This window comes from Actinosynnema sp. NPDC049800 (genome assembly GCF_040656635.1).
In the GTDB taxonomy this organism is placed as follows: domain Bacteria; phylum Actinomycetota; class Actinomycetes; order Mycobacteriales; family Pseudonocardiaceae; genus Actinosynnema.
Map to the genome: position 1 here is coordinate 133,640 of NZ_JBFAMT010000018.1, position 19,322 is coordinate 152,961.

At 72.5% G+C, this 19,322-nt stretch carries 20 protein-coding genes; 9 read left to right on the top strand and 11 right to left on the bottom strand.

Annotated features, from left to right (window positions below):
• Positions 1–1,323: a cytochrome P450 gene (locus AB0I91_RS22265; RefSeq protein WP_499638520.1), complete on the bottom strand. Its 1,323-nt coding sequence runs from the start codon at positions 1,321–1,323 to the stop codon at positions 1–3.
• Positions 1,324–1,499: 176 nt separating this feature from the next.
• Between AB0I91_RS22265 and AB0I91_RS22270 the strand changes: the two genes are divergently transcribed.
• The 4 genes from AB0I91_RS22270 to AB0I91_RS22285 all read left to right on the top strand — a co-directional run bounded on the left by AB0I91_RS22270 (position 1,500) and on the right by AB0I91_RS22285 (position 6,164).
• Positions 1,500–2,297, top strand: coding sequence for an SAM-dependent methyltransferase (locus AB0I91_RS22270; RefSeq protein ID WP_499638538.1), 798 nt, complete (start codon positions 1,500–1,502; stop codon positions 2,295–2,297).
• A gap of 339 nt (positions 2,298–2,636) precedes the next feature.
• Positions 2,637–3,362, top strand: a complete 726-nt coding sequence (locus AB0I91_RS22275) for a phosphatase PAP2 family protein (RefSeq protein WP_499609605.1) — start codon at positions 2,637–2,639, stop codon at positions 3,360–3,362.
• 158 nt (positions 3,363–3,520) lie between these two features.
• Positions 3,521–5,584 carry a HelD family protein gene (locus AB0I91_RS22280; protein WP_499638522.1) on the top strand — a complete coding sequence of 688 codons (2,064 nt, stop codon included), beginning with the start codon at positions 3,521–3,523 and terminating at the stop codon, positions 5,582–5,584.
• A gap of 124 nt (positions 5,585–5,708) precedes the next feature.
• A complete protein-coding gene (locus tag AB0I91_RS22285; RefSeq protein WP_499638524.1) occupies positions 5,709–6,164 on the top strand; it encodes a DUF1877 family protein in 456 nt (151 codons plus the stop codon).
• Between the two features lie 90 nt (positions 6,165–6,254).
• Here the strand turns inward: AB0I91_RS22285 and AB0I91_RS22290 are convergent, their stop codons facing one another.
• The 3 genes from AB0I91_RS22290 to AB0I91_RS22300 all read right to left on the bottom strand — a co-directional run bounded on the left by AB0I91_RS22290 (position 6,255) and on the right by AB0I91_RS22300 (position 9,172).
• The gene (locus tag AB0I91_RS22290; RefSeq protein ID WP_498782549.1) at positions 6,255–6,917 is read right to left on the bottom strand and encodes a lytic polysaccharide monooxygenase auxiliary activity family 9 protein; all 663 of its coding nucleotides are present in this window, start codon (positions 6,915–6,917) and stop codon (positions 6,255–6,257) included.
• 280 nt (positions 6,918–7,197) lie between these two features.
• Positions 7,198–8,760 (bottom strand): multicopper oxidase family protein, encoded by a 1,563-nt coding sequence (locus AB0I91_RS22295; protein WP_499638526.1) that lies wholly within the window; start codon positions 8,758–8,760, stop codon positions 7,198–7,200.
• The gene (locus AB0I91_RS22300) at positions 8,753–9,172 is read right to left on the bottom strand and encodes a hypothetical protein (RefSeq protein ID WP_499638528.1); all 420 of its coding nucleotides are present in this window, start codon (positions 9,170–9,172) and stop codon (positions 8,753–8,755) included. Before AB0I91_RS22300 ends, AB0I91_RS22295 begins: the two co-directional genes overlap by 8 nt.
• 109 nt (positions 9,173–9,281) lie before the next feature.
• On the opposite strand from AB0I91_RS22300, the gene AB0I91_RS22305 reads away from it, so the two are divergent.
• A complete protein-coding gene (locus AB0I91_RS22305) occupies positions 9,282–10,181 on the top strand; it encodes a LysR substrate-binding domain-containing protein (protein WP_499609612.1) in 900 nt (299 codons plus the stop codon).
• Between the two features lie 3 nt (positions 10,182–10,184).
• On the opposite strand, the gene sigJ is transcribed toward AB0I91_RS22305, so the two are convergent.
• Complete coding sequence (sigJ, locus tag AB0I91_RS22310; RefSeq protein WP_499638530.1) at positions 10,185–11,120, bottom strand: RNA polymerase sigma factor SigJ; 936 nt, start codon at positions 11,118–11,120, stop codon at positions 10,185–10,187.
• A gap of 166 nt (positions 11,121–11,286) precedes the next feature.
• Here sigJ and AB0I91_RS22315 point away from each other — a divergent pair, with 166 nt between their 5' ends.
• From AB0I91_RS22315 to AB0I91_RS22325, 3 genes are read left to right on the top strand one after another with little or no spacing between them, the layout of a single operon-like run.
• Entirely contained in the window at positions 11,287–11,727 is a 441-nt protein-coding gene (locus AB0I91_RS22315) for a YybH family protein (RefSeq protein WP_499609617.1), read from the top strand.
• The gene (gene wrbA / locus AB0I91_RS22320; RefSeq protein WP_498786796.1) at positions 11,717–12,337 is read left to right on the top strand and encodes an NAD(P)H:quinone oxidoreductase; all 621 of its coding nucleotides are present in this window, start codon (positions 11,717–11,719) and stop codon (positions 12,335–12,337) included. Before AB0I91_RS22315 ends, wrbA begins: the two co-directional genes overlap by 11 nt.
• Positions 12,338–12,369: 32 nt before the next feature.
• On the top strand, positions 12,370–12,810 hold the full coding sequence (locus AB0I91_RS22325) for a YybH family protein (protein ID WP_498786797.1): 441 nt from the start codon (positions 12,370–12,372) through the stop codon (positions 12,808–12,810).
• 54 nt (positions 12,811–12,864) lie between these two features.
• On the opposite strand, the gene AB0I91_RS22330 is transcribed toward AB0I91_RS22325, so the two are convergent.
• From AB0I91_RS22330 to AB0I91_RS22340, 3 genes are all read right to left on the bottom strand, one after another.
• On the bottom strand, positions 12,865–13,758 hold the full coding sequence (locus AB0I91_RS22330) for a DMT family transporter (RefSeq protein ID WP_498786798.1): 894 nt from the start codon (positions 13,756–13,758) through the stop codon (positions 12,865–12,867).
• Between the two features lie 3 nt (positions 13,759–13,761).
• The gene (locus AB0I91_RS22335) at positions 13,762–15,264 is read right to left on the bottom strand and encodes a class I adenylate-forming enzyme family protein (protein ID WP_499638532.1); all 1,503 of its coding nucleotides are present in this window, start codon (positions 15,262–15,264) and stop codon (positions 13,762–13,764) included.
• A gap of 248 nt (positions 15,265–15,512) precedes the next feature.
• Complete coding sequence (locus tag AB0I91_RS22340; RefSeq protein WP_499638534.1) at positions 15,513–16,631, bottom strand: cytochrome P450; 1,119 nt, start codon at positions 16,629–16,631, stop codon at positions 15,513–15,515.
• Between the two features lie 125 nt (positions 16,632–16,756).
• Here AB0I91_RS22340 and AB0I91_RS22345 point away from each other — a divergent pair, with 125 nt between their 5' ends.
• Positions 16,757–17,215: a MarR family winged helix-turn-helix transcriptional regulator gene (locus AB0I91_RS22345; protein ID WP_498786801.1), complete on the top strand. Its 459-nt coding sequence runs from the start codon at positions 16,757–16,759 to the stop codon at positions 17,213–17,215.
• A 122-nt stretch (positions 17,216–17,337) separates the two neighbouring features.
• Here the strand turns inward: AB0I91_RS22345 and AB0I91_RS22350 are convergent, their stop codons facing one another.
• The 3 genes from AB0I91_RS22350 to AB0I91_RS22360 form a co-directional block, all read right to left on the bottom strand.
• Complete coding sequence (locus AB0I91_RS22350; protein ID WP_498786802.1) at positions 17,338–17,886, bottom strand: peptidoglycan-binding domain-containing protein; 549 nt, start codon at positions 17,884–17,886, stop codon at positions 17,338–17,340.
• A gap of 206 nt (positions 17,887–18,092) precedes the next feature.
• Positions 18,093–18,788 (bottom strand): winged helix-turn-helix transcriptional regulator, encoded by a 696-nt coding sequence (locus tag AB0I91_RS22355; protein ID WP_499609631.1) that lies wholly within the window; start codon positions 18,786–18,788, stop codon positions 18,093–18,095.
• 127 nt (positions 18,789–18,915) lie between these two features.
• Positions 18,916–19,215: a hypothetical protein gene (locus AB0I91_RS22360; RefSeq protein ID WP_498786804.1), complete on the bottom strand. Its 300-nt coding sequence runs from the start codon at positions 19,213–19,215 to the stop codon at positions 18,916–18,918.
• Positions 19,216–19,322: the final 107 nt, after the last annotated feature.

Sequence of the window (19,322 nt, forward strand, 5' to 3'; positions counted from 1 at the left end):
TCAGTTCCGGGGAACCGCCGTCATCAGCATCCCGCTGGGGTAGGCGGCGGAGGTGAACTTGACCCGCACGGGCTTGCCCGGCACGGGTACCAGCCGCCACCGGGCCGCCACGGTGGCGACGGCGATGGCGATCTCGGTCTGGGCGAACAGGTTCCCGACGCACTGGCGCGTGCCCGCGCCGAACGGGACGTACGCGCCCTTCGGGATCAGCGCGGCGCGTTCGGGGGACCACCGGTCGGGGTCGAAGCGGTGGGGGTCGGAGAACGACGCCGGGTCGTGGTGCAGGGCGTGCGGGCTGAAGATCACCTCGGCGCCGGCGGGCAGCGCCACGTCGCCCAGCCGCACGGGCGCGAGGGTGCGCCGCATCAGGAACCACACCGGGTACGCCCGCAGCACCTCGTTCACGACCTGCCGGAGGTAGACCAGGCGGCCGACGTCGGCGAACGTGGGTGCGCGCCCGCCGAGCACCTCGTCGACCTCGGCGTGGACGCGGCGCTCGACCTCCGGGTGCCGGGCGAGTTCGTGGAACGTCCAGGCCAGCGCCAGCGCGGTGGTCTCGACGCCGCCGACGAGCAGGGTCATGACCTCGTCGTGGACCTGCTCGTCGGACATGCCCGCGCCGGTGTCCGGGTCGCGGGCGGTCAGCAGCACCGACAGCAGGTCGCCCCGGTCGACGCCGTCCGCCCGCCACCCGCGCACGACCTCCAGCACGATCGCCCGCATGCGCGCGATGGCCTGGTCGAACGCGCGGTTGCCCGGCAGGGGGAGCTTCTCGACGAACGACGGCGACAGCGCGCGGATCATGCCCTGCTTGAGCACGGTGAACAGCGACCGCCGCACCTCGTCGACCGCGCGCTTGCCCAGTTCGGTGGAGAACAGCGCCTCGCCCACGATGGTGACGGCCAGCGCCTGCGCGTCCTCTTCGACCACGCGCACCTGGCCGGGGTGCCAGTCGGCCGTCCAGTCGGCCGCGGCGCGCGCCATGGTCCCGGTGTAGTGGGCGATCCGGTTGCGGTGGAACGCGGGCCGCACCATCCGGCGCTGGCGCTGGTGGAACTCGCCGTTCGAGGTGGCCAGACCGTTGCCGAAGATCGGCTGGAACCTGTCGAACAAGGCACCCTTCCTGACCGACGTCCCCTTGGCGACGAGAAGCTCGTGGATTAATCGAGGATTCGTCACAAAGTAGGTCCGCATCGTGCCGAGGTCAATTCGGACGACGTCGCCGTGATTCCGCAATAATGCGGTGAACAGGTGTCGGCGGCGCAACATCGACACGGTGTGGCCGAGCACGGGAAGGCGACCCGGGGCCACCGGGACGGACATATCCGCTCCTCGCCTCTGTTGTCGGGACGGCCCACCATAGAAGCCGTTCGGGTGAGGTCGACAGTGCCCGATCGGGTGACTGCGCGCACTCGGGTGTCGCAATGACGCTATCGACCGGCTGGTTAGGATGATGCCCTCTTTCCGAAAGGGTGTTCGCAGTGGTGCAACCGGAGTGGATTCCCCAGAGCGTCGACATTTCGGTGCCGAGCATGGCCCGCACGTACGATTACCTGCTGGGCGGCGCGCACAACTTCGCGGTGGACCGCGACCTCGCGGTGCAGGTCGAGCGCATCATGCCCGACGCCCGGTCCGCGGCCAGGGTGAACCGGGCGTTCCTCGGTCGGGCCGTGCGGCACATGGTCGAGCGGGGCATCACCCAGTTCCTCGACATCGGCTCCGGCATCCCGACCGTGGCCAACGTGCACGAGGTCGCCCAGGCCGAGGACCCCGAGTGCCGCGTGGTGTACGTCGACAAGGACCCGATCGCGGTGGCGCACAGCGAGCTGATGCTGGCGGAGAACGACCGCGCGGCCGTCGTGCACGCCGACATGCGCGACCCCCGGTCGATCCTCGGCCACCCGGAGACCCGGCGGCTGCTCGACTTCGACCGGCCGATCGGCCTGCTGGTGCTGATGATGCTGCACTGGGTCCCCGACGAGGCCGACCCGTGGCGGCTGATGGCGACCTACCGCGAGGCGCTGGCGCCCGGCAGCCACCTGGCGATCACCCACGTCACCGCCGACAACCAGGACGAGGGCCTGTCGGACGTGACGGACCTGATCAAGGGCAGCCGCAGCGCCGACCAGCTCAACGAGCGCTCGCACGACCAGGTGCTGGCGCTGTTCGGCGACTTCGAGCTGGTCGAGCCCGGCCTGGTCGGCTGCGCGGCGTGGCGGCCCGGCGGTCCCGGCGACATGTCCGAGACCCCGGGCATGAACATGGTGATCTACGGCGGGGTCGGCCGGAAGCCCTGACGTGCCCGCGTGCCGCCGGCACGCTCCGGCCGGCCGAGATCCCGGCGAGGCGTTGACCTCGAAGACCGCGCTCGCGGCACCGGCGTCCGTGAGGACGCTCCACGCGCGGGTGAGCACCCCGTGCTCGAAGAGGTGCAGGACGCGGCGCGTCAGGTAGGGGTGGTGGGACGGTTGGCCCGCACTGAGGAGTCTCCCCGTGGGTGGTTCCGTGCCCCTGACCGGCGCGACTTGACGAAGGTCAAGTGTGGTCGGTGTCGAAGGTGGGGTCAGGTCCGTGCCGGAAGTGCGCGGCGCCCGCCCCTGTCTCGCTCCTAACTTCGCATCGAGCGGAGTCGACCCGTGGACGCGGGTCGGTGGAGGGGACGTGACGAAGTGCGGTGGGGTGGGACGACCCGGTCCGGGAGCGACCTGTACGACGGGATCGTCGAGGTGGCGGGTGCGGCGCCGGCGTGGGTGCGGGGGATCTTCTCCTGGTACACCGACGTCGGCCTGCTGCTGTTCGGCGCGCTGTTCGTGCTCACGTGGTGGCGGGCGCGCGGTCGCAACGACTCCGAGGCCACCGCCGCGGCCCTGCTCGCGCCCGCGTCGACCGTCGTCGCGTACGTCGTGAGCGAGCTGCTGAAGACCTTGGTGGACGCGGACCGCCCGTGCCGCGCGCTGCCGGTGGACGCGATCATCGCGCGGTGCCCCGAGGTGGGTGACTGGTCGTTCCCCAGCAACCACGCCACGATCGCGTCGGCGGCGGCCGTCGGCCTGGCCCTCGCGTGGCGCGCGCTCCTGCCGTGGGTGGCGGCCATGGCCCTGCTGATGGTGTTCTCCCGCGTGTTCGTGGGCGTGCACTATCCGCGCGACGTGGTGGTCGGCCTGCTGCTCGGCGCGGCCGTGGCGTGGTCGGTCCTCCGGCTCGGCACGCCCCGACTGACCGCGCTGGTCCTGAGGTCCGGCGACCACCCCCGGCTGGGCCGGCTGCTGCACGCCACGCCGCCCGACCTGACCGCGACCCGCCGACTCCGGCGGCCACCGCTGCCCGGGCGGCGCGACCCCCGTCAGGGCGGCGGGCGCTGACCGCACGTCGGCGGCACTGTCCGATGTGGACGCTCCGCTGGACCGGCGTGCCGCCCGACCGGCGCGGCTGAGGCCGCCGGGAAGAACAAGACTGTTCCTCGGCGGATTCGCCGCGCATCCTCGACGCCACTGATCGTCGATTCGTGGGGGCGCGGGACGTGAGCGGCAGTGAGGTCGAGAGCGAGCAGGATTACGTGGCGGGCCTGTACGCACGGGTGGACGCCCTGCGGGACGAGGCGGCGGCGCACTTGGCGGCGGCCCGGCGCGCCGGTGCGGACCGGGACGCGGTCGCCGTCTGGGAAGCGGAAACGAGCCGGCTGGACGCCGTGGAACAGGGGCTGTGCTTCGGGCGGATGGACCTGCGCGACGGCCGCCGCGTCTACGTGGGCCGGCTCGGGCTGTTCCGGGACGAGGACGACGAGCCGTTGTTGGTGGACTGGCGCGCGCCCGCGGCCCAGGCGTTCTACACCGCGACCGCGGCCGCTCCACAAGGCCTCCGGCGTCGTCGGCGGATCAGCACGCGTGGCCGGGTGGTCGTCGCGCTGGACGACGAACTGCTCGACCCGGACGTCGCGGACGCCGATGGCGGCCTGGTCGGGGAGGCGGCGATGGTGGCGGCGGTGACCGCGGACCGGACCGGCCGGATGCGCGACGTCGTCGCGACCCTGCAAGCGGAGCAGGACCGGATCGTCCGGGACGAGTACCGGGGTGCGCTGGTCGTGCAGGGCGGTCCGGGCACGGGCAAGACGGCGGTCGCGTTGCACCGCGTCGCCTACCTGCTGTACCGGCACCGGCACCTGCGCACCCGCGGTGTGCTGGTCGTGGGCCCGAGCCGGATCTTCCTCGACTACATCGGCCAGGTCCTGCCCGGCCTGGGCGAGCACGGCGTGGTGACCGCGACCATCGCCGACCTGCGCGCGGACGTCGAGGTCAGCCGGGTGGACCCGCCCGGCGCCGCCGAGCTCAAGGGCCGGGCGGGCATGGCGGACCGGCTGGCGGCCGCGGTCCGCGCGCGGGTCCGGGTTCCCGACGAACCGGTGGACGTCGGGTTCGAGCGGCACGTGCTGCGGCTCGAACCGGAGACCTGCCGCCGTGCCGTGCGGAACGCCGCCCGCACCGGGCTCCCGCACAACCGGGCCAGGCTGGTCTTCCACCGGGAGGTCGTGGACGTGCTCGCGCGGCGGCTGGTCGAGGAGCTGGAGGCCGTCGTGCTCACCGACACCGGCGAGGCGATCGACGGCGGCAGCGCCGACGGGCGGCTCGGCGAAGCGGACCTGCGCGCGCTGGCGGCCGCGGGCGTGGTGATCGACCAGGACGATCCCGGCGGGGGACGGGACGTGCTGGACGAGGCCGACCGGGCCGCGCTGCGGGACTCGCTGCTCGCCGACCGCGGCGTCCGGGTCGCGCTCGACGACGTGTGGCCGCCGCTCACCCCGGAGCGCGTGGTGGCGGACCTGCTCGCCAAGCCCGCGGGGGACTGGAGCGCCGCGGACGTCCCGCTGCTGGACGAGGCGGAGGCCCTGATCGGCCGCGACGGCGACGGCCGGACGACCTTCGGGCACGTGGTCGTCGACGAGGCGCAGGAGCTGTCCGAGATGGCCTGGCGGATGCTGATGCGCCGGTGCCCCACCAGGTCGATGACCATCGTCGGCGACCTCGCCCAGACCGGGGACCCGGCCGGCGCCTCCTCGTGGGCGGACGTGCTGCGACCGCACGTGGACGACCGCTGGCGGCTCGCCGAGCTCACCGTCAACTACCGCACCCCGGCGGAGGTCATGGCCGCCACCGCGGACCTGCTCGCCACCCACCACCCCGGACTGCGACCGCCCCGGTCGGTCCGGTCGACCGGCGAAACCCCGTGGCGCGTCGGCACGACTCCCGCCGACCTGCCCGAGGTCGTCGCCGACCTGGCCCGGGCGTGGACCGGCGGCCGACTCGCGGTCATCGCCCCACCGACCCACTTCGACGCCCTGGCGACCGCGTTGTCCCTCAAGACGCCGGCGGACCTGACCGACGAGGTGGTGCTGCTCGGTCCCGGCCAGGCCAAGGGACTGGAGTTCGACTCGGTCCTGATCGTCGACCCGACCGCGATCCTCGACGCGGCGCCGCTCGGCCACCACGACCTCTACGTCGCCATGACCAGGGCCACCCACCGGCTGGGCGTCGTCCACCCGGGACCACCACCGGCCGAACTGTCGGCCATGCGCGAACTGCGGCGCTGACGACGCGGTGGTGGACGGGCGTTCGCCGATCGGCGACCAAGATCGACGAACGCCCGGTGGCGGCGGGTCCGGCCGTGGAAAACTGGCCGTCGATCGAAGCGGCCGATGTGGGAGTGGTGGATTCATGGGCATGACGCTGTCGTTCACCCGGGTCACCCCGGAGGAACTGGACCGGGCGTTCGAGGACCCGGAGCTGGCGTGGGAGCACGTGGACGACGAGGGCCGGCCGGACTGCTTCCTCGAGAAGTCCTGGGCGGGCATCCAGTTCCTGCTGGACGAGGCCGGGGTGAGCGTCGACGTGTACGAGGACGGCGACGCCATCGACGAGGAGTGCACCCTCTTCGGCTGGCACGACGACATGGTCGCGGCGGCCGCCAAGGCCTTGGGCGCGGTGCCGTTCGAGGTGTTGGAGGGCTACTACGACCCGCGGAAGCTGAGCGAGAAGGACGTCTACCCCATGAGGCACCTCTGGGACGACGACGACCTCGACTACCTGCGGCACAACTACCGGGACCTGGTCACGTTCTTCGAGGAGACGGCCGCGTCGGGAGGCGCGGCGATCCGGCACTTCAACTTCTGACCGCCGACCGGCCCGAGCGGAAGAACGGCCCGGCGCGAGTGTCGCCGCGCCGGGCCGGGTACTTCCGAGTTCCGGTCGTTCGCCGGATTCCTAGCCGAAGTTCACGTCACTGCACCACATGTAGGCCTGGTCGAGGTGCGAGGCCTGCCAGATGGTGAAGACGATGTGGTGCCCTCGGTACGAGCCGTTGGTCGAGATGTTGAACCTGATGTCCTTGGCGGGCGCGTACCTGCCGGTCTGCGTGATGAAGTCGAGGTTGTCCCAGCCCAGGGTCTGGGTGGCCGGGTTGAACCCCTGCTTGCTGATGTACACGCGGAAGTAGTCGGCGCCGTGGCTGGCCTGGTCGTACAGGTGCATGGTGAAGCTGCTGCCGACGCTGGTCTGCTTCCACTGACCGGGGGTGTTCAGGGAGTTGTTGCGGGACAGGGCGTTGCTGCAGAGCTGCCCGTTCGGGGTCCGTCCCTGGAAGTTCCCGCCGAGCCCGTCCCGCAGCGCGCTCATCCAGTTCCACATGGTGTCGGCGTTCGCCTGGAACGCCTGGTAACACATGGGGTCCTGCTGCTGCATGGCCGGGTTCGTGTGCTGACTGCCCCACGTCTGCCAGCACTGGTACTGGCGGGTGGCGGGACCGACGATGGTGCCGTGGGCCGAGGCCGTCGGCGACCAGACGAGCATGGTGGCCATCACGCCGAGGATCAGCGCGATGATGCCCTGCCGTCGGGTGACGGACACCGAGGTGCTGCGCATTCGCATGGAGGAACCTCCACTCTTCGGATGGTTGAGCGGCGGCGGCGGAAAATGGGAGCGCTCCCAGACCAGTCATCACACTATACGTCACTCACCGAAACTTCAACGAAACATTGTGTAGTGGTCGCGGCTTTCCGCATCTCGGGAACCGCAGGCGGTTGACGTGCGGCAATGGGTCCCCGCTCGGGTGTGCCGGCGATAGTGCCCGGTATGACCGGTTAGCTGCGGAGTACGGGCATGTCCGCCGACCGGCGCAGAACAACGGCACCCATTCGGCAACGACGCGCTAGATGATCTCCAGGTTGGCCATCATCCCCATGTCCTCGTGCTCGGCGTTGTGGCAGTGGAAGAGGTAGCGGCCCCGGTAGCCGTCGAAGCGGGTGATGATCTCCACGGCTTCGCCGGGCCGCAGGGAGACGGTGTCCTTGAGGCCGGCGTCGTGCGGCAACGGCGGCCCGCCGCCGCGCGTGAGCACCTGGAAGCCGACCAGGTGCAGGTGCACGGGGTGGTGCACGTCGGCGACCAGCCGCCACACCTCGACGTCGCCGAGCCGGGTGGTGACGTCGGTGCGGGCCGGGTCGAACGGCAGCCCGCCGATCAACCACCCGCGACCGCCGTGCATCCGCCCGGTGCGGAAGGAGAAGTCGCGCACCGCCACGGCGTCCGCGCGGCTCCACGTCGGCAGATCGGTGGACAGCGTGCGCGGGACGCGGCTGTCGTCCTTGGCGCGGCGGGCGACGCGGAAGGCCATCACGTCGCGGGTGCGGCCCGAGCCGAGCCGGTTGAGCAGCCTGACCCGGCCGCCCACCGGGACGCCGGCGAAGTCGACGATCACGTCGTGGCGCTCGGCGGGCGCGGTGGGCAGCAGCCGGTGGGTGACGGGCGCGGCGAGCAGTCCCTGGTCGGCGCCGACCTGGACGAGGTCGAGCGCGCGCCCGTCGTCGGTGACCGCTTCGAGCTCGTAGTGCCGGGCGTTGGAGGCGTTCAGGACCCGCAGCCGGTAGCGGGCCGCGTCGACCTCGTGCACGGGCCAGGGCGCGCCGTTGACCAGGATGACGTCACCGAGGACACCGGCGAAGTACGGCTCCTGCACGCCCGGTTGCTCGTGCATGTCGGGGTCGAGGGAGGGGTAGGCCAGGCTGCCGTCGGCCGCGAACGCCCGGTCGGTGATCATCAGCGGCAGCTCGCGCGGCCCGGCGGGCAGGCCGAGGCCGTCCTCGGCGTCGTCGCGCACGACGTGCAGCCCGGCCAGGCCGCGCCAGATCGCCGGAGCGGTGAAGTCCATCCGGTGGTCGTGGTACCACAGCAGCGTCGGCCGCTGGTCCAGCGGGAACGCGTAGTCCCGCGTCAGCCTCGACACCACGGCCCGCGGGTCGCGCATGCCGTGCCCGCCGTGCCCGGCGGCGTCGTGCCGGTCGGGCAGGACCAGGTCGGTCGGGTAGCCGTCGGAGTCCGCCGGCGTCCGCCCGCCGTGCAGGTGCACGACGGTCGGCACGGGCAGCTCGTTGCGATGCGTCACGGTGACCGGCCGGCCGCGCCGCGACTCGATCGTCGGCCCGGGGAAGGTGCCCTCGTAGGTCCACAACGGCGTCCGGACACCGGGCAGGATCTCGGCGCTCGCCTCGCGCTGGGTGATCTCGTAGCGGTCGGCGGCGACCGGCGCCAGCACGCCGGGGATCGGCAGCGGCGCCTGGAACGGCGGCGGCAGCGGCACCGCGCTGCGCAGCTCGGCGCCGGTCGTCGCCGGTCGGCGGGCCAGCACGGCCGACGCCGACAGTCCCGTGGCCGCCACCAGCCCGAGCGCGCCGCCGATGCCCAGCACCCGCCGCCTGGTCAGGCCGTCACGCATCGCGGGCCTCCCGTCGCGGGAAGGGGCGGCGCCAGACGTCGATGAACTGCACGACGAGCGCCGCGACGGTCATCACCCCCAGCGGGACGTGCAGCCACAGCGCGCTTTCCAGGCCCGCGAAGTACTGCGCCGTCTCGGCCGCCACCACCGCCACCGTGGCCAGGAACGGCCCGGCCCGCCGCAACCGGGCCCAGACCACGATCGCCACGATCACCTGGACGTAGCCGATGGAGGACGTCACGTCCGCGCCGACGGCGTGCCGGCGCAGGCTGTCGAAGTCCCCGGTCAGGTACACGCCGGCGAACACCGGCTGGGCGACGATCGCCACCACGTGCGCGCTGACGACGGCCCGGTAGACCCATCCGGTCGGCGCGGTCCGAGGCGCGGCAACGGATCCCGGCCCGATGGCCATGGGGGATCCCTCCTCACTGGTGATCTCGGGTGCGAACGCCTCTCAAGCTATGACCTGTGAGTTATCGTGTCTAAGATCGATATTGCTATGGCGTTATGCACGCGGAGGCATGGTGGAGCTGAACTCGCTCCGGCAGTTCCTGGTGGTGGCCCGGCTGGAGCACCTCAGCCGGGCCGCCGACGAGCTGCGCGTCGCCCAACCGTCGCTGAGCCGCACCGTCGCCCGCCTGGAGCATGAGCTGGGCGCGCCGCTGTTCGACCGCGGCGGCCGGCTCCGGCTGAACGACACGGGCAAGCTCTTCCGCGATCACGTCGAACGCGCGCTCGGCGAGCTCGACGCGGGACGACGCGCCGTCGCCGAAGCCGCCGACGAGGGGCAGGGCGCCGTGCGACTGGCGTCGGAGACCTTCCTCACCCTCACCGGGCCGCTGGCCGCCTACAAGCGGGCCCACCCGTCCGCCGAGGTCGCACTCCACTGGTCGCCGGCCGACGACATGGCCCGCCGCCTGCGGGCGCAGGACGTCGACCTGTGCGTGGCCTCGCAGCCGATCCACGCCGAGGGCCTGGCGTCGGCACGGCTGTTCGACGAAGCGGTCGGCGTGGGCACCCCGCCGGGCCACCCGCTGGCGAGCCGCGCTTCGGTGCGCGTCGAGGAACTCGCCGACCTGCCCTTCGTCACCGCGCGCGAGGGGCACTGGATCCGCCGGCTGCTCGACCGGCTCTTCGCCGCGCGCGGCCTCACCCCGAAGATCGTCTGCGAGAGCGACGAGCCCGGCGCCATCGCGGAGCTGATCGGCGCGGGGCTCGGCGTCGGCCTCGTCCCGGCGTTCGCGCTGCGCGGCGCCACCCGCGTCCCCGGCGCCTGGGTGGCCGTGGACAGCGCCGACTGCCGCCGCACGGTCACCCTGTACTGGGGCGCGGACAGCCGCCTGTCCGCCGCCGCGCGGCTGATGCGCACCACGATCACCGACTGGGACTGGACCGGCGGAGAGCCCCGGGACCGGCGCTGACGGTCAGCCGGCCGTCCACGGGCGGAGCTTCTCCGGGTTGCGCACCGCCCAGATGCGCTTGATCCGGTCGCCCTCGATCTCGAACGCGTACACCGACACCGTGACGCCGTCCTGCTGGGCGATCAGGCCGGGCTGGCCGTTGACCGTGCGCTCCAGCATCGTCTGGCCGCGCAGCCGGTCCGCGAGGTGGCGCAGCGCTTCGGCGATCCGCTCGGCGCCCTCCACCGGGCGCAGCGACGTGCGGACCAGGCCGCCGCCGTCGCTGATCACCGTGGCGTCGTCGGCGAGCAGGTCGACGAGGGCGTCGATGTCCCAGCTCTCGAAGGCCTGCTTGAAGTCCCTGACGATCCGGGCCTGCCGGGCGGTCGGGGTCGTGGGCGCCTGCGCGGCGCGGATGCGGCGGCGGGCCGACGAGGCCAGCTGGCGACAGGCGGCCGGCGTGCGGCCGACGATCTCGGCCACCTCGCCGAAGGGGTAGCGGAAGACGTCGTGCAGGACGAACGCGACGCGCTCGGCGGGCGTCATCGAGTCGAGCACGACGAGGAAGGCCATGCCGACCGACTCGTCCAGGGTGATCCGGTCGGCCGGGTCGGTGGTGGCGGCGCCCGCTCGCCCGCCGGCCCACTCGGTCCGGTCGGGCAGCGGCTCGGGCAGCCACTCGCCCACGTAGCGCTCACGCCTGACCCGCGCCGAGCCGAGCAGGTCGAGGCAGACGCGGCCGGCGACCGTGGTGAGCCAGGCGCCCGGCGACTCGATGGCGTCCCGCTGCTCCCGCGGCAGGGCGTACCAGCGGGCGTAGGTCTCCTGGACGGCGTCCTCGGCCTCGGCCAGCGAGCCGAGGAGGCGGTAGGCGAGGTTGATCAGCTGACGCCGCTCGCCGACGATCGCGCTCAACCCCGCGTCGGACCGGTCGTGCTCGGGTCCTGAGTGGTCGGTCATGTTCCGCTGGCTCCCCCGGGTCGGCTCTTCCCTCACCCTGTCCGACGGGATAGCACACCGAAACGTCAGGTCGCCGTGCCGCCCGTCCGGGACGACCGCCGTGCCGCCTCACATTCCACCCGGCTGCGTCGTCGTACCCGGCAAGTCACGAAAGGGGTGGATGGCGATGCCTGTGCACCGCGAGGCGGAGGAAGCCGGGATCCGGCGGCAGGTCGACCGGATCGTCGAAGCGCTCAGGGCCAAGGATCTCGAAGGCCTGGAGCGGATCTACGCGCCGGACGTCGTGTCCTTCGACGTCGAGCCGCCGTTGCGGCACGTGGGAATAGCGGCGAAGTCGAAGAACTGGGCGAACGTGTTCGCGTTCTTCCGGGAGGTGGACTACGAGGTGCGGGACCTGAGCGTCACCGCGGGCGACGACGTGGCGTTCGGGCACGGCTTCGGCCGGCTCAGCGGCACGACGCGGGACGGCGTGCCGACGAGCGGCATGTGGGTCCGGGCCACGTTCGGCTTCCGGAAGGTCGACGGCCGGTGGTTGATCGCGCACGACCAGGTCTCCGTGCCGTTCGACGTGTCGACCGGCCGAGGGGTGGCCGACCTTGAGCCCTGAGCCGCCCGCCGTGAACGTCGCGATCATCTACTACAGCGCCACCGGGAACGTGCACGCCTTGGCGCAAGCCGCCGCCGAGGGCGCGGAGAAGGCCGGCGCGCAGGTGCGGCTGCGCAAGGTCGCCGAGACGGCGCCGGCGGCGGCCGTCGACTCCAGGCCGGAGTGGGCCGCGCACGTCCGGAGCACCGCCGACGTCGCCGAGGCCGCCCACGACGACCTGGAGTGGGCCGACGCGGTGCTGTTCGGCGCGCCGACCCGCTTCGGCAACCCGGCCGGGCAGCTCCGGGCGTTCATCGAGACGACCGGCCCGCTGTGGTTCCACGGCAAGCTCGCGGACAAGGTGTACTCGGCCTTCACGTCCTCCAACAGCCCGCACGGCGGGCAGGAGTCCACGATCCTGGCGTTGAGCACGACCTTCCACCACTGGGGCGGGATCATCGTGCCGCCTGGGTACACCGACCCGATCCAGTTCCAGTCCGGGAACCCCTATGGCACCTCGCACGTCGCCGGCACCGGTGCGCCCGGCGAGGTGACCTTGGCGGCGGCGCGCTACCAGGCTCGCCGCGTCGTCGACGTCGCGACCGCGCTGAAGGCCGGCCGCGCCGCGTGACGAGAAGTCCGAAAACCTCGAACGGAGAAGCGATGAGCTCGAACGAGTCCGAAGTGGTGGCGTTCCTGGAGGGCCGCGCCGCCGCCCAGCAGGCGAAGGACATCGACCGGCTGATGTCCTGCTATTCCCCTGGGATCGTCTACTACGACGTCGTGCCGCCCCTGCGGTTCACCGGGACCGAGGAGGTGCGGCGCAACTTCCTGCGGTGGTTCGACGGCTACGAAGGGCCCATCACCCTGGAAACGCACGACCGCACCATCGTGACGAGCGGCGACGTCGCGTTCGCCAACATGCTCCACCTGGACTCCGGTGAGCGCAAAGGCGGCTTCCAGCGGTCGATCTGGGTGCGGGAGACCGTCTGCCTGCGACGGTCGAACGGCAGGTGGTCGATCACGAACGAGCACGTCTCGATCCCGTTCGACCCGACGAACCTCCAGGTCTGGCTCCCGACGGAGAAGGACCAGCCCGCCTGACCGCACGCCCGGGGTCGGACGAGGGCGTGCCGCGTCCTCGCCCGACCCCGCCGGTCACCTCGCCGCCGTGACAGCGGGCGCGGGTTTGCCGCGCGACACCGCGACGCCGACCAGGCAGAGCGCGCCGCCCGCCAACGCCACGAGACCGGGCACCTCGTCGAGCAGCGCCCACGACAGCACCACCACGATCGCCGGCACGAGGTACGTCGTGGCGCCGAGCTTGCCGGTGGTCATGTGGGAGAGCGCGTACGCCCACGTGTAGAACGCCAGCGCGGTCGGCAGCAGGCCCAGGTACACCACCGAGAGCGTGGCGCTCGCCGGCGCGTCGCCGAGGTCGCGGACGAGCTGCCCGCCGAACGGCAGGCACACGATCGCGCCGACCACGCAGCCGAACGTGGTGGCCTGCAACGCGGACGCGTGCCGAAGGGCAGGTTTCTGCGCCACCACGCCGACCGCGTACCCGGCCGCCGCGACCAGGCAGAGCAGCGCGCCCCGGGTCGTCGAGCCGCCGCCGGAGTCGACGAGCCCGACCGCCGCGACGCCCGCGAACGCGATCGCGAGCCCGACCAGCAACCGCACCGGGAAGCCCTCGCGGAGCAGCCACCCGGCCAGGAACGCCACCAGGATCGGGCCGACGCCGACGATCAGGGCGGCCGTGCCCGCGTCCGCGTGCCGCTCACCCCAGTTCAGCGCGACCATGTACAGCGCGAACCAGAACACCCCGGACCCGATGATCCCCGGCCACGCCGCTCTCGGCGGCACGCCGACACCGCGCAGCGCGGCGATCGCACCGAGCGCGATCGCGCCGACCAGCAACCGGCCGAGCGCCAGCGACCCCGGCTCGAAGTGCTCGCCCGCGTACCGGATGCCGACGAACGCCGACGCCCACAGCACCATCGTGACCACGACCGCCGCGGCGGCCTTCCCGTTGACACCGCTGCGCTCCACGGATCAACCCCCCGCCATCGCGCGGATCACCCGTCGCCGCAGCTTGCCCGTCGACGTGCGGGGCAGCTCGGCCACGAAGACCACGTCCTCCGGAACCTTGTACCAGGTGAGCGTCGCCCGCGCGCCGGCGAGCAGCTCGGCGCGCACCTCCTCCGGCGACGCGCCGTCGTCCAGCACCACGAACGCGCGCAGCGACGTGACACCGCTCTCGCGCCGTGCCGAGCACACCGCGGCCTCCCGCACGGCGGGGTGGCGCATCAGGTGGTCCTCGGTCTCCGCCGGGTGCACGTTCTGGCCGCCGACGATCTCCACGTCGTCCAACCGGCCGTGCAGCCGCACGTACCCGTCCTCGTCCGCGGTGGCCGCGTCGCCGGTGGCGTACCAGGAGTCCCCGGCCCGCGCCGGCGGATCGCTGCCCCGTGCCACGCCCAGCGCGATCGACGGACCCGCCACCTCCAGCGCACCCGGCACGCCCGGCGGAGCCTCGACGCCCGCCTCGTCCACGATCCGCATCCGGTACGGCGGCAGGATCCGCCCGATCGTGTGGTCACGGCTGTGGCCGATCGCGTTGGCCACCAAAGCGTGCCCGATCTCCGTCGTGCCGAAGATGTTCAGCAGCCGTTCACCGAGCACCTGCCTCAGCCGCACCTCCAACGGCGCCGGCAGCACCTCGCCCGCGACCAGCGCCAGCCGGAGGCCGGACAGCAGCGCGTGATCGGGGTGGCGCGACAGCCGGGCGTAGAAGCTCGGCTGGCCGTAGAACACCGTCACGCCGCGGTCTTTGATGATCTGCAACGCGTCGTCCTCGGTCGCCCGTGCCGGCGACAGCACCGTGGTGCCGCCGCGGTGCAGCGGGAGGAACACGGAGTTGCCCAGGCCGTAGGCGAAGTACATCCGCGACACCGAGAACGTGACGTCGTCCGGCGTGATGCCGACGACCGACCCGATGGCCCGCTCGTACACGCCGGGGTCGCCGTGGGTGTGGAAGCACAGCTTCGGGTCGCCCGTCGTGCCCGAGGTGAACACCGCGTACGCCGGGGTGTCCGGTGTGGCCGGCGCACAGGGCGGGTGGGGCGTGAGGCCCTCCGCCCGCAGCTCCTCCGGCGGGATCAGGTCGGCGGGCGGACCGCCCGGGTCCTCCTCGCACACGACCGCGTCCGGCACCGCGATCCCGATCGCCCGGCGCAGCTCGTCCGGGTGCATGGTCGAGTTCACCGGCACCGCGACCGCGCCGATCCGCAACGCGCCCAGGAACGCCCACACCGCGTCGATGCCGTCCGGCAGGACGAGCGCGATCCGGCTGCCGGCGCCGAGCCCTCTCGCGGTGTACGCGGCGGCCGCACGGCCCGCCCCCTCGTAGACGTCGGCGAACCGGTAGGTCTCGTCGTCCACGTGGTAGGCGGGCCGGTCCAGCCAGCCGTGGTCGCGCGCGAGCCCTTCGAGCCGTTCGACCAGGTTCCCCGTACCGCCCTGCTTCGCGCGCAGGGTGTTCTCGCTCGACGACATGATTCCCCCGTCATCACGTCGAAAGGTGATCGGCGACGACTCCCCGGGTCGCCGCCGCATCGAGATTGACCGCCCGTGCCGCGCAATGTCAAGGACAGGTGCTCGGCAACCAGCTCCGATCACGCTGAACGTGCAGGTCAGTGGGTCGGCGTATCACACGATGGAGTGGTTGTTCGGGTGCGCTTGGAAATTGCCGATCACGGGAGCGCGTTCGTGGCAATGAGCATTTCCGCGACCGGTCTTGGTTGCTATCGCAGCACGACGGGGAGCGAGTGGAGGCGGCTGCCCATGATGCCGCCGGGCCCGCTGTGGCGGAGGTCGTCGAACGGGGTGGTGAGCCGAGCGGCGGGGTAGTGGGTGCGGAAGGTCTCGGCGACGGCGCGGAGTTCGAGCCGCGCCAGCTGGGCGCCGATGCAGTAGTGCGGGCCCGCGCCGAAGGTGAGGTCGGCGCCGTCGCCGCTCTCGTTGACGCCCTTGATGTCGACGAGGACGGGGGAGCGCGCCGGCAGGCGGGTCCCGGCGAGGTCCAGTTCGGTCGACGTGAAGCGCCACAGGGTGAACGGCGCCGGCGGGTGGTGGCGGAGGGTGTCGCGGACGAGCTCGTCGTCGGCCGGGGCCGCGGGATCGCCGAGCAGGCGTGCCACGAGGAAGCCGATCGTCAGGTCGGTGGTGAGCTGACCGGCGAACAGCAGGGTGAAGACCTGGTAGTGCAGGTCCCGCCGCGTGCTGCCCGGCGGCATCCGGTCCGCGAGCTCGGTGGCCGGTCCGCCGCCGTCGAGCGCGGCGGTCGCGAGGTCGGCGAAGGCGGCCATGGCCTGCCCCACGTGGTCCGGGTAGTCGGTGTGCATCAGCCGGCACGCGCGCATCGCGCCGTCCACGTGCTCGTCCGGGATGCCGAGCAGGTCGCACAGGACGGCCAGCGGGTACCTGGTGGTGAAGTCCTCGAGGAGGTCGACCTCGCCGGGTCCGAGGCCGGCGAGCAGCCGTTCGGCGATGGCCCGCAGCCGCGGGTAGGCCGCCCGCACCCTGGCCGCGCCGAACAGCGGTGCGAACGCGCGCCGCAGCCGACCGTGCGCCTCGCCGTCCAGCGTGGTCACCGACAGCTGCTCGGCGGCGGTGGGTTCGAGGCCGGCCACCCGATGATCCCAGTGCGGCGGCGCGAGGGCGGTGTCCTTGGCGAAGCGGGTGTCGGTCAGGACTGCGCGGGCCAGGTCGGGGTCCGTGACGATCCAGACCGGTCCGCCGGCCGGCGCTTCCGCCCGGACGAGGGGTCCGGCCGCCCGCATCTCCGCCCGGTGCGGGTCGGGAGCGTCGATGGCGCGGGCTCGGGTGGAGAACGGGCAGGTGACGGTGGGTGCGTCGGTCATGGGCGCCTTCCCTGGTCGCGACAGTACGCCCAATATAGCTGCATGACGCAGATACTCTGCAACGCAGAAGCTGTGTCATGCATCGACTGCGTGGCGCAGTATGCTGGCCGGGTGGAGCGAACGGGATGAGCAAGGCGCCTGACGACGCGCGGTCGGAAGTCCTGCGGGCCGTCGCCCGGTGGCAGATCCCGGTCATCCAGCTCAACGGGATGATCGCCGAACGCCTCGGCGTGCCCTGGGCCGACCTCCAGGCGCTGTACGTGCTCGCCAACGAGGGCCCCGCCACCGCGGGCGAGCTGGCCCGGCGCGTCAACCTCACCAGCGGCTCGGCCTCGCGGATGATCGATCGCCTGGTGCGCGCGGGTTTCGCGCGCCGCGTGCCGGACGAGCACGACCGGCGGAAGGTGCTCATCGAACCGGATCCCGACGCGGTGGAGCGGGTCGGCCGGATGTACGACGGCCTCAACGAGCGGCACCGCCGTGACGTCGAGGCGTTCGACGACGCGGAACTCGCCACGCTGCTGCGGTTCATGGAGACCGCCGCCCGTCGCACGGAAGAGGAGATCCGGGACTTCGGGGGTTAGTCCGTCGCGGCGGCGAGCCGGGCCGCACCGGCGGCCGCGCGCGGGCCCGTCGCGACCGCGAGGTGTCCTGGATGTGGCGCGCTTGGTCGTCGTGCCACATCCAGGACGATCAGCTCCGAACCCTAGCCGCAGGTCCGCGTGTCGTACGACGCCCAGCGGAACACGCCGTCGGGGTCGTAGAACCCGTACTTGCCGCCATCACGGTTGCGCATGACGGGGAAGCTGCGCTCGATCCCGAAGTAACCGCCCCACCGGTAGTCCCCGTCGGGGCCTTGGTCGGTCACCTTCCGGCCGGCCCGGGCCCACGTGTCCCTGCCGACCGAACCGTCGCCGTACAGCCCGTGGGCCTGCTGCCACCGCACGGTGGCGGCGTGGGTCCGGTCGCCGAAGATCCCGTCGACGTCGCTCGCGGCCAGGTAGCCGTCCGCCCTCAGGATGGTCTGCCACAGGCAGGTGGCGTTGGAGTGGCGGTGCGTGCTCACGTTGTTGACGCCCTCGTCGGCCCAGTCCCCGTCGAGGTAGCCGGCGGCGCCGTAGATGAACGCCCGTCCGGTGTAGCTGCCCGAGGCCGCGGCCGAGCCTGCCGTGACGACCCCGAAGCCGAGCGTCGTTGCGGTCAACGCGATCGCGACGAACGCGGTCCGGAGCCCCCTCTTGCCCGGTTGTGCCATATTCCCCTCCGTGTCGAATAGCCGGTGCCCATTCCGACGAGGGCGACGGCTGAGGGGTGACAGCGCCGAGGCGGCCTGAGATCGGGATCACACCCGTCGAGCACGACGTCGTGCGCCGGTCCGAATCCGGTCGCGGCGGCCACTTCGCGCCCGGGGAGGCGCCCGACTTGCCCGTCAGGCGACGCCCGGGAGTTCTTCGACAACCCCTACGCGGACGGGACGGGGCCTCCCTTGCCGCCTTCCAGCACGGCCGGTTCGGGCGGGTTCAGCACCGCCAGCAGCCGCACGAACCCGTCGCGGTCGCCCCGCACGGCGACCTCGCCGGCCGCTTCCGCGTCTTCGAGCCGCCGCGCGCCCCACACGACCTCGTGCAGCGAACCGGGATCGGTCACGACCACGGCGTCCGCGCCCGCGCCGTCGCGCCGGTCCACGTCGATGGCGCCGTCCGACACGGAGACCCGGAACTCGTCGCCGCCGACCCGGACGGACACGTCGACGGCGAACCCGGCGGCCAGCCGCGGCTCGAACAGGCTCTTGAACGCCAGCATCACGGCGTCGGCGCCGATGGCGGCACGCCGGTCGAGCCCGGGCGAGCGCCCGCCCCACCGGCCGAAGCCGACGATCACCGGTTCCAGCTCGCGGCCCCAGGGCGTCAGGTCGTACACCCGCGTCGACGCGGACCGCAGCAGCCTGCGCCGCCGAACGACGCCGGCGCGCTCCAACTGCCGCAGGCGTTGGGACAGCACGTCCGGGCTCGCGCCCGGCATCCCGGCGCGCAGGTCGGTGAACCTCTTGGGGCCGAACAACAACTCGCGGACCACCAGCAGCGCCCACCGCTCACCGACGAGGTCGAGCGCGTGGGCGGCCGGACAGCTCTCCTCGTACTTGCGCTTGCTCGCCACGGGTGCACCTGCCCAGGGTGAGAACGGCCTTGCGAGGACGCCCGAGTGGTCCGGGCGGTGGTGCGGAACGTCGGCCCACCTCGTCCGGCGCGGGTGGAGGCGGGCCGACGTCCGCGCTCGGCTCCTGCTACCCGAACCGGTAGGAGCCGACGATCTTCGCCTCGCTGAACTTCGGCGGGCTGCTGACGCGGTCGCCGAAGTCCTTCATGAAGTCGGCGAACGCGGAGACGCCGTCCAGCGGGTTGTCGTCGGTCTCGTGGACGACGATGTGCACGAAGGTCACGCCGTCCTCGAGCCGGAAGGTCGCGTACCGGATGCCACCCGGATCCTGGGCGCCGAGCTCGGTGTAGATCCGCTCGACGAGCTCCTGGTTCTCGTCCGCCTTCTCCACGCTGTCGGCGGTGTACTGGATCACGTGGTTGCTCATGCAGTTCCTCTCGGTGGTGTGCTGGCAGGACGCCGCGTGGGTGGGGCGGGGGTGGGCCCCACCCCCCGCCGCCGGGGGGGGGGGCGGCCCGAATCGTTGCTCAGGTG

Coding starts and splice junctions, on each gene's coding strand:
- AB0I91_RS22265 (WP_499638520.1), bottom strand. CDS start 1,323: ATGTCCGTCCCGGTGGCCCCGGGTCGCCTTCCCGTGCTCGGCCACACC.
- AB0I91_RS22285 (WP_499638524.1), top strand. CDS start 5,709: ATGGGCATGACGCTGTCGTTCACCCGGGTCACCCCGGAGGAACTGGAC.
- AB0I91_RS22290 (WP_498782549.1), bottom strand. CDS start 6,917: ATGCGAATGCGCAGCACCTCGGTGTCCGTCACCCGACGGCAGGGCATC.
- AB0I91_RS22295 (WP_499638526.1), bottom strand. CDS start 8,760: ATGCGTGACGGCCTGACCAGGCGGCGGGTGCTGGGCATCGGCGGCGCG.
- AB0I91_RS22300 (WP_499638528.1), bottom strand. CDS start 9,172: ATGGCCATCGGGCCGGGATCCGTTGCCGCGCCTCGGACCGCGCCGACC.
- AB0I91_RS22305 (WP_499609612.1), top strand. CDS start 9,282: ATGGTGGAGCTGAACTCGCTCCGGCAGTTCCTGGTGGTGGCCCGGCTG.
- sigJ (WP_499638530.1), bottom strand. CDS start 11,120: ATGACCGACCACTCAGGACCCGAGCACGACCGGTCCGACGCGGGGTTG.
- AB0I91_RS22315 (WP_499609617.1), top strand. CDS start 11,287: ATGCCTGTGCACCGCGAGGCGGAGGAAGCCGGGATCCGGCGGCAGGTC.
- AB0I91_RS22325 (WP_498786797.1), top strand. CDS start 12,370: ATGAGCTCGAACGAGTCCGAAGTGGTGGCGTTCCTGGAGGGCCGCGCC.
- AB0I91_RS22335 (WP_499638532.1), bottom strand. CDS start 15,264: ATGTCGTCGAGCGAGAACACCCTGCGCGCGAAGCAGGGCGGTACGGGG.
- AB0I91_RS22340 (WP_499638534.1), bottom strand. CDS start 16,631: ATGACCGACGCACCCACCGTCACCTGCCCGTTCTCCACCCGAGCCCGC.
- AB0I91_RS22345 (WP_498786801.1), top strand. CDS start 16,757: ATGAGCAAGGCGCCTGACGACGCGCGGTCGGAAGTCCTGCGGGCCGTC.
- AB0I91_RS22350 (WP_498786802.1), bottom strand. CDS start 17,886: ATGGCACAACCGGGCAAGAGGGGGCTCCGGACCGCGTTCGTCGCGATC.
- AB0I91_RS22360 (WP_498786804.1), bottom strand. CDS start 19,215: ATGAGCAACCACGTGATCCAGTACACCGCCGACAGCGTGGAGAAGGCG.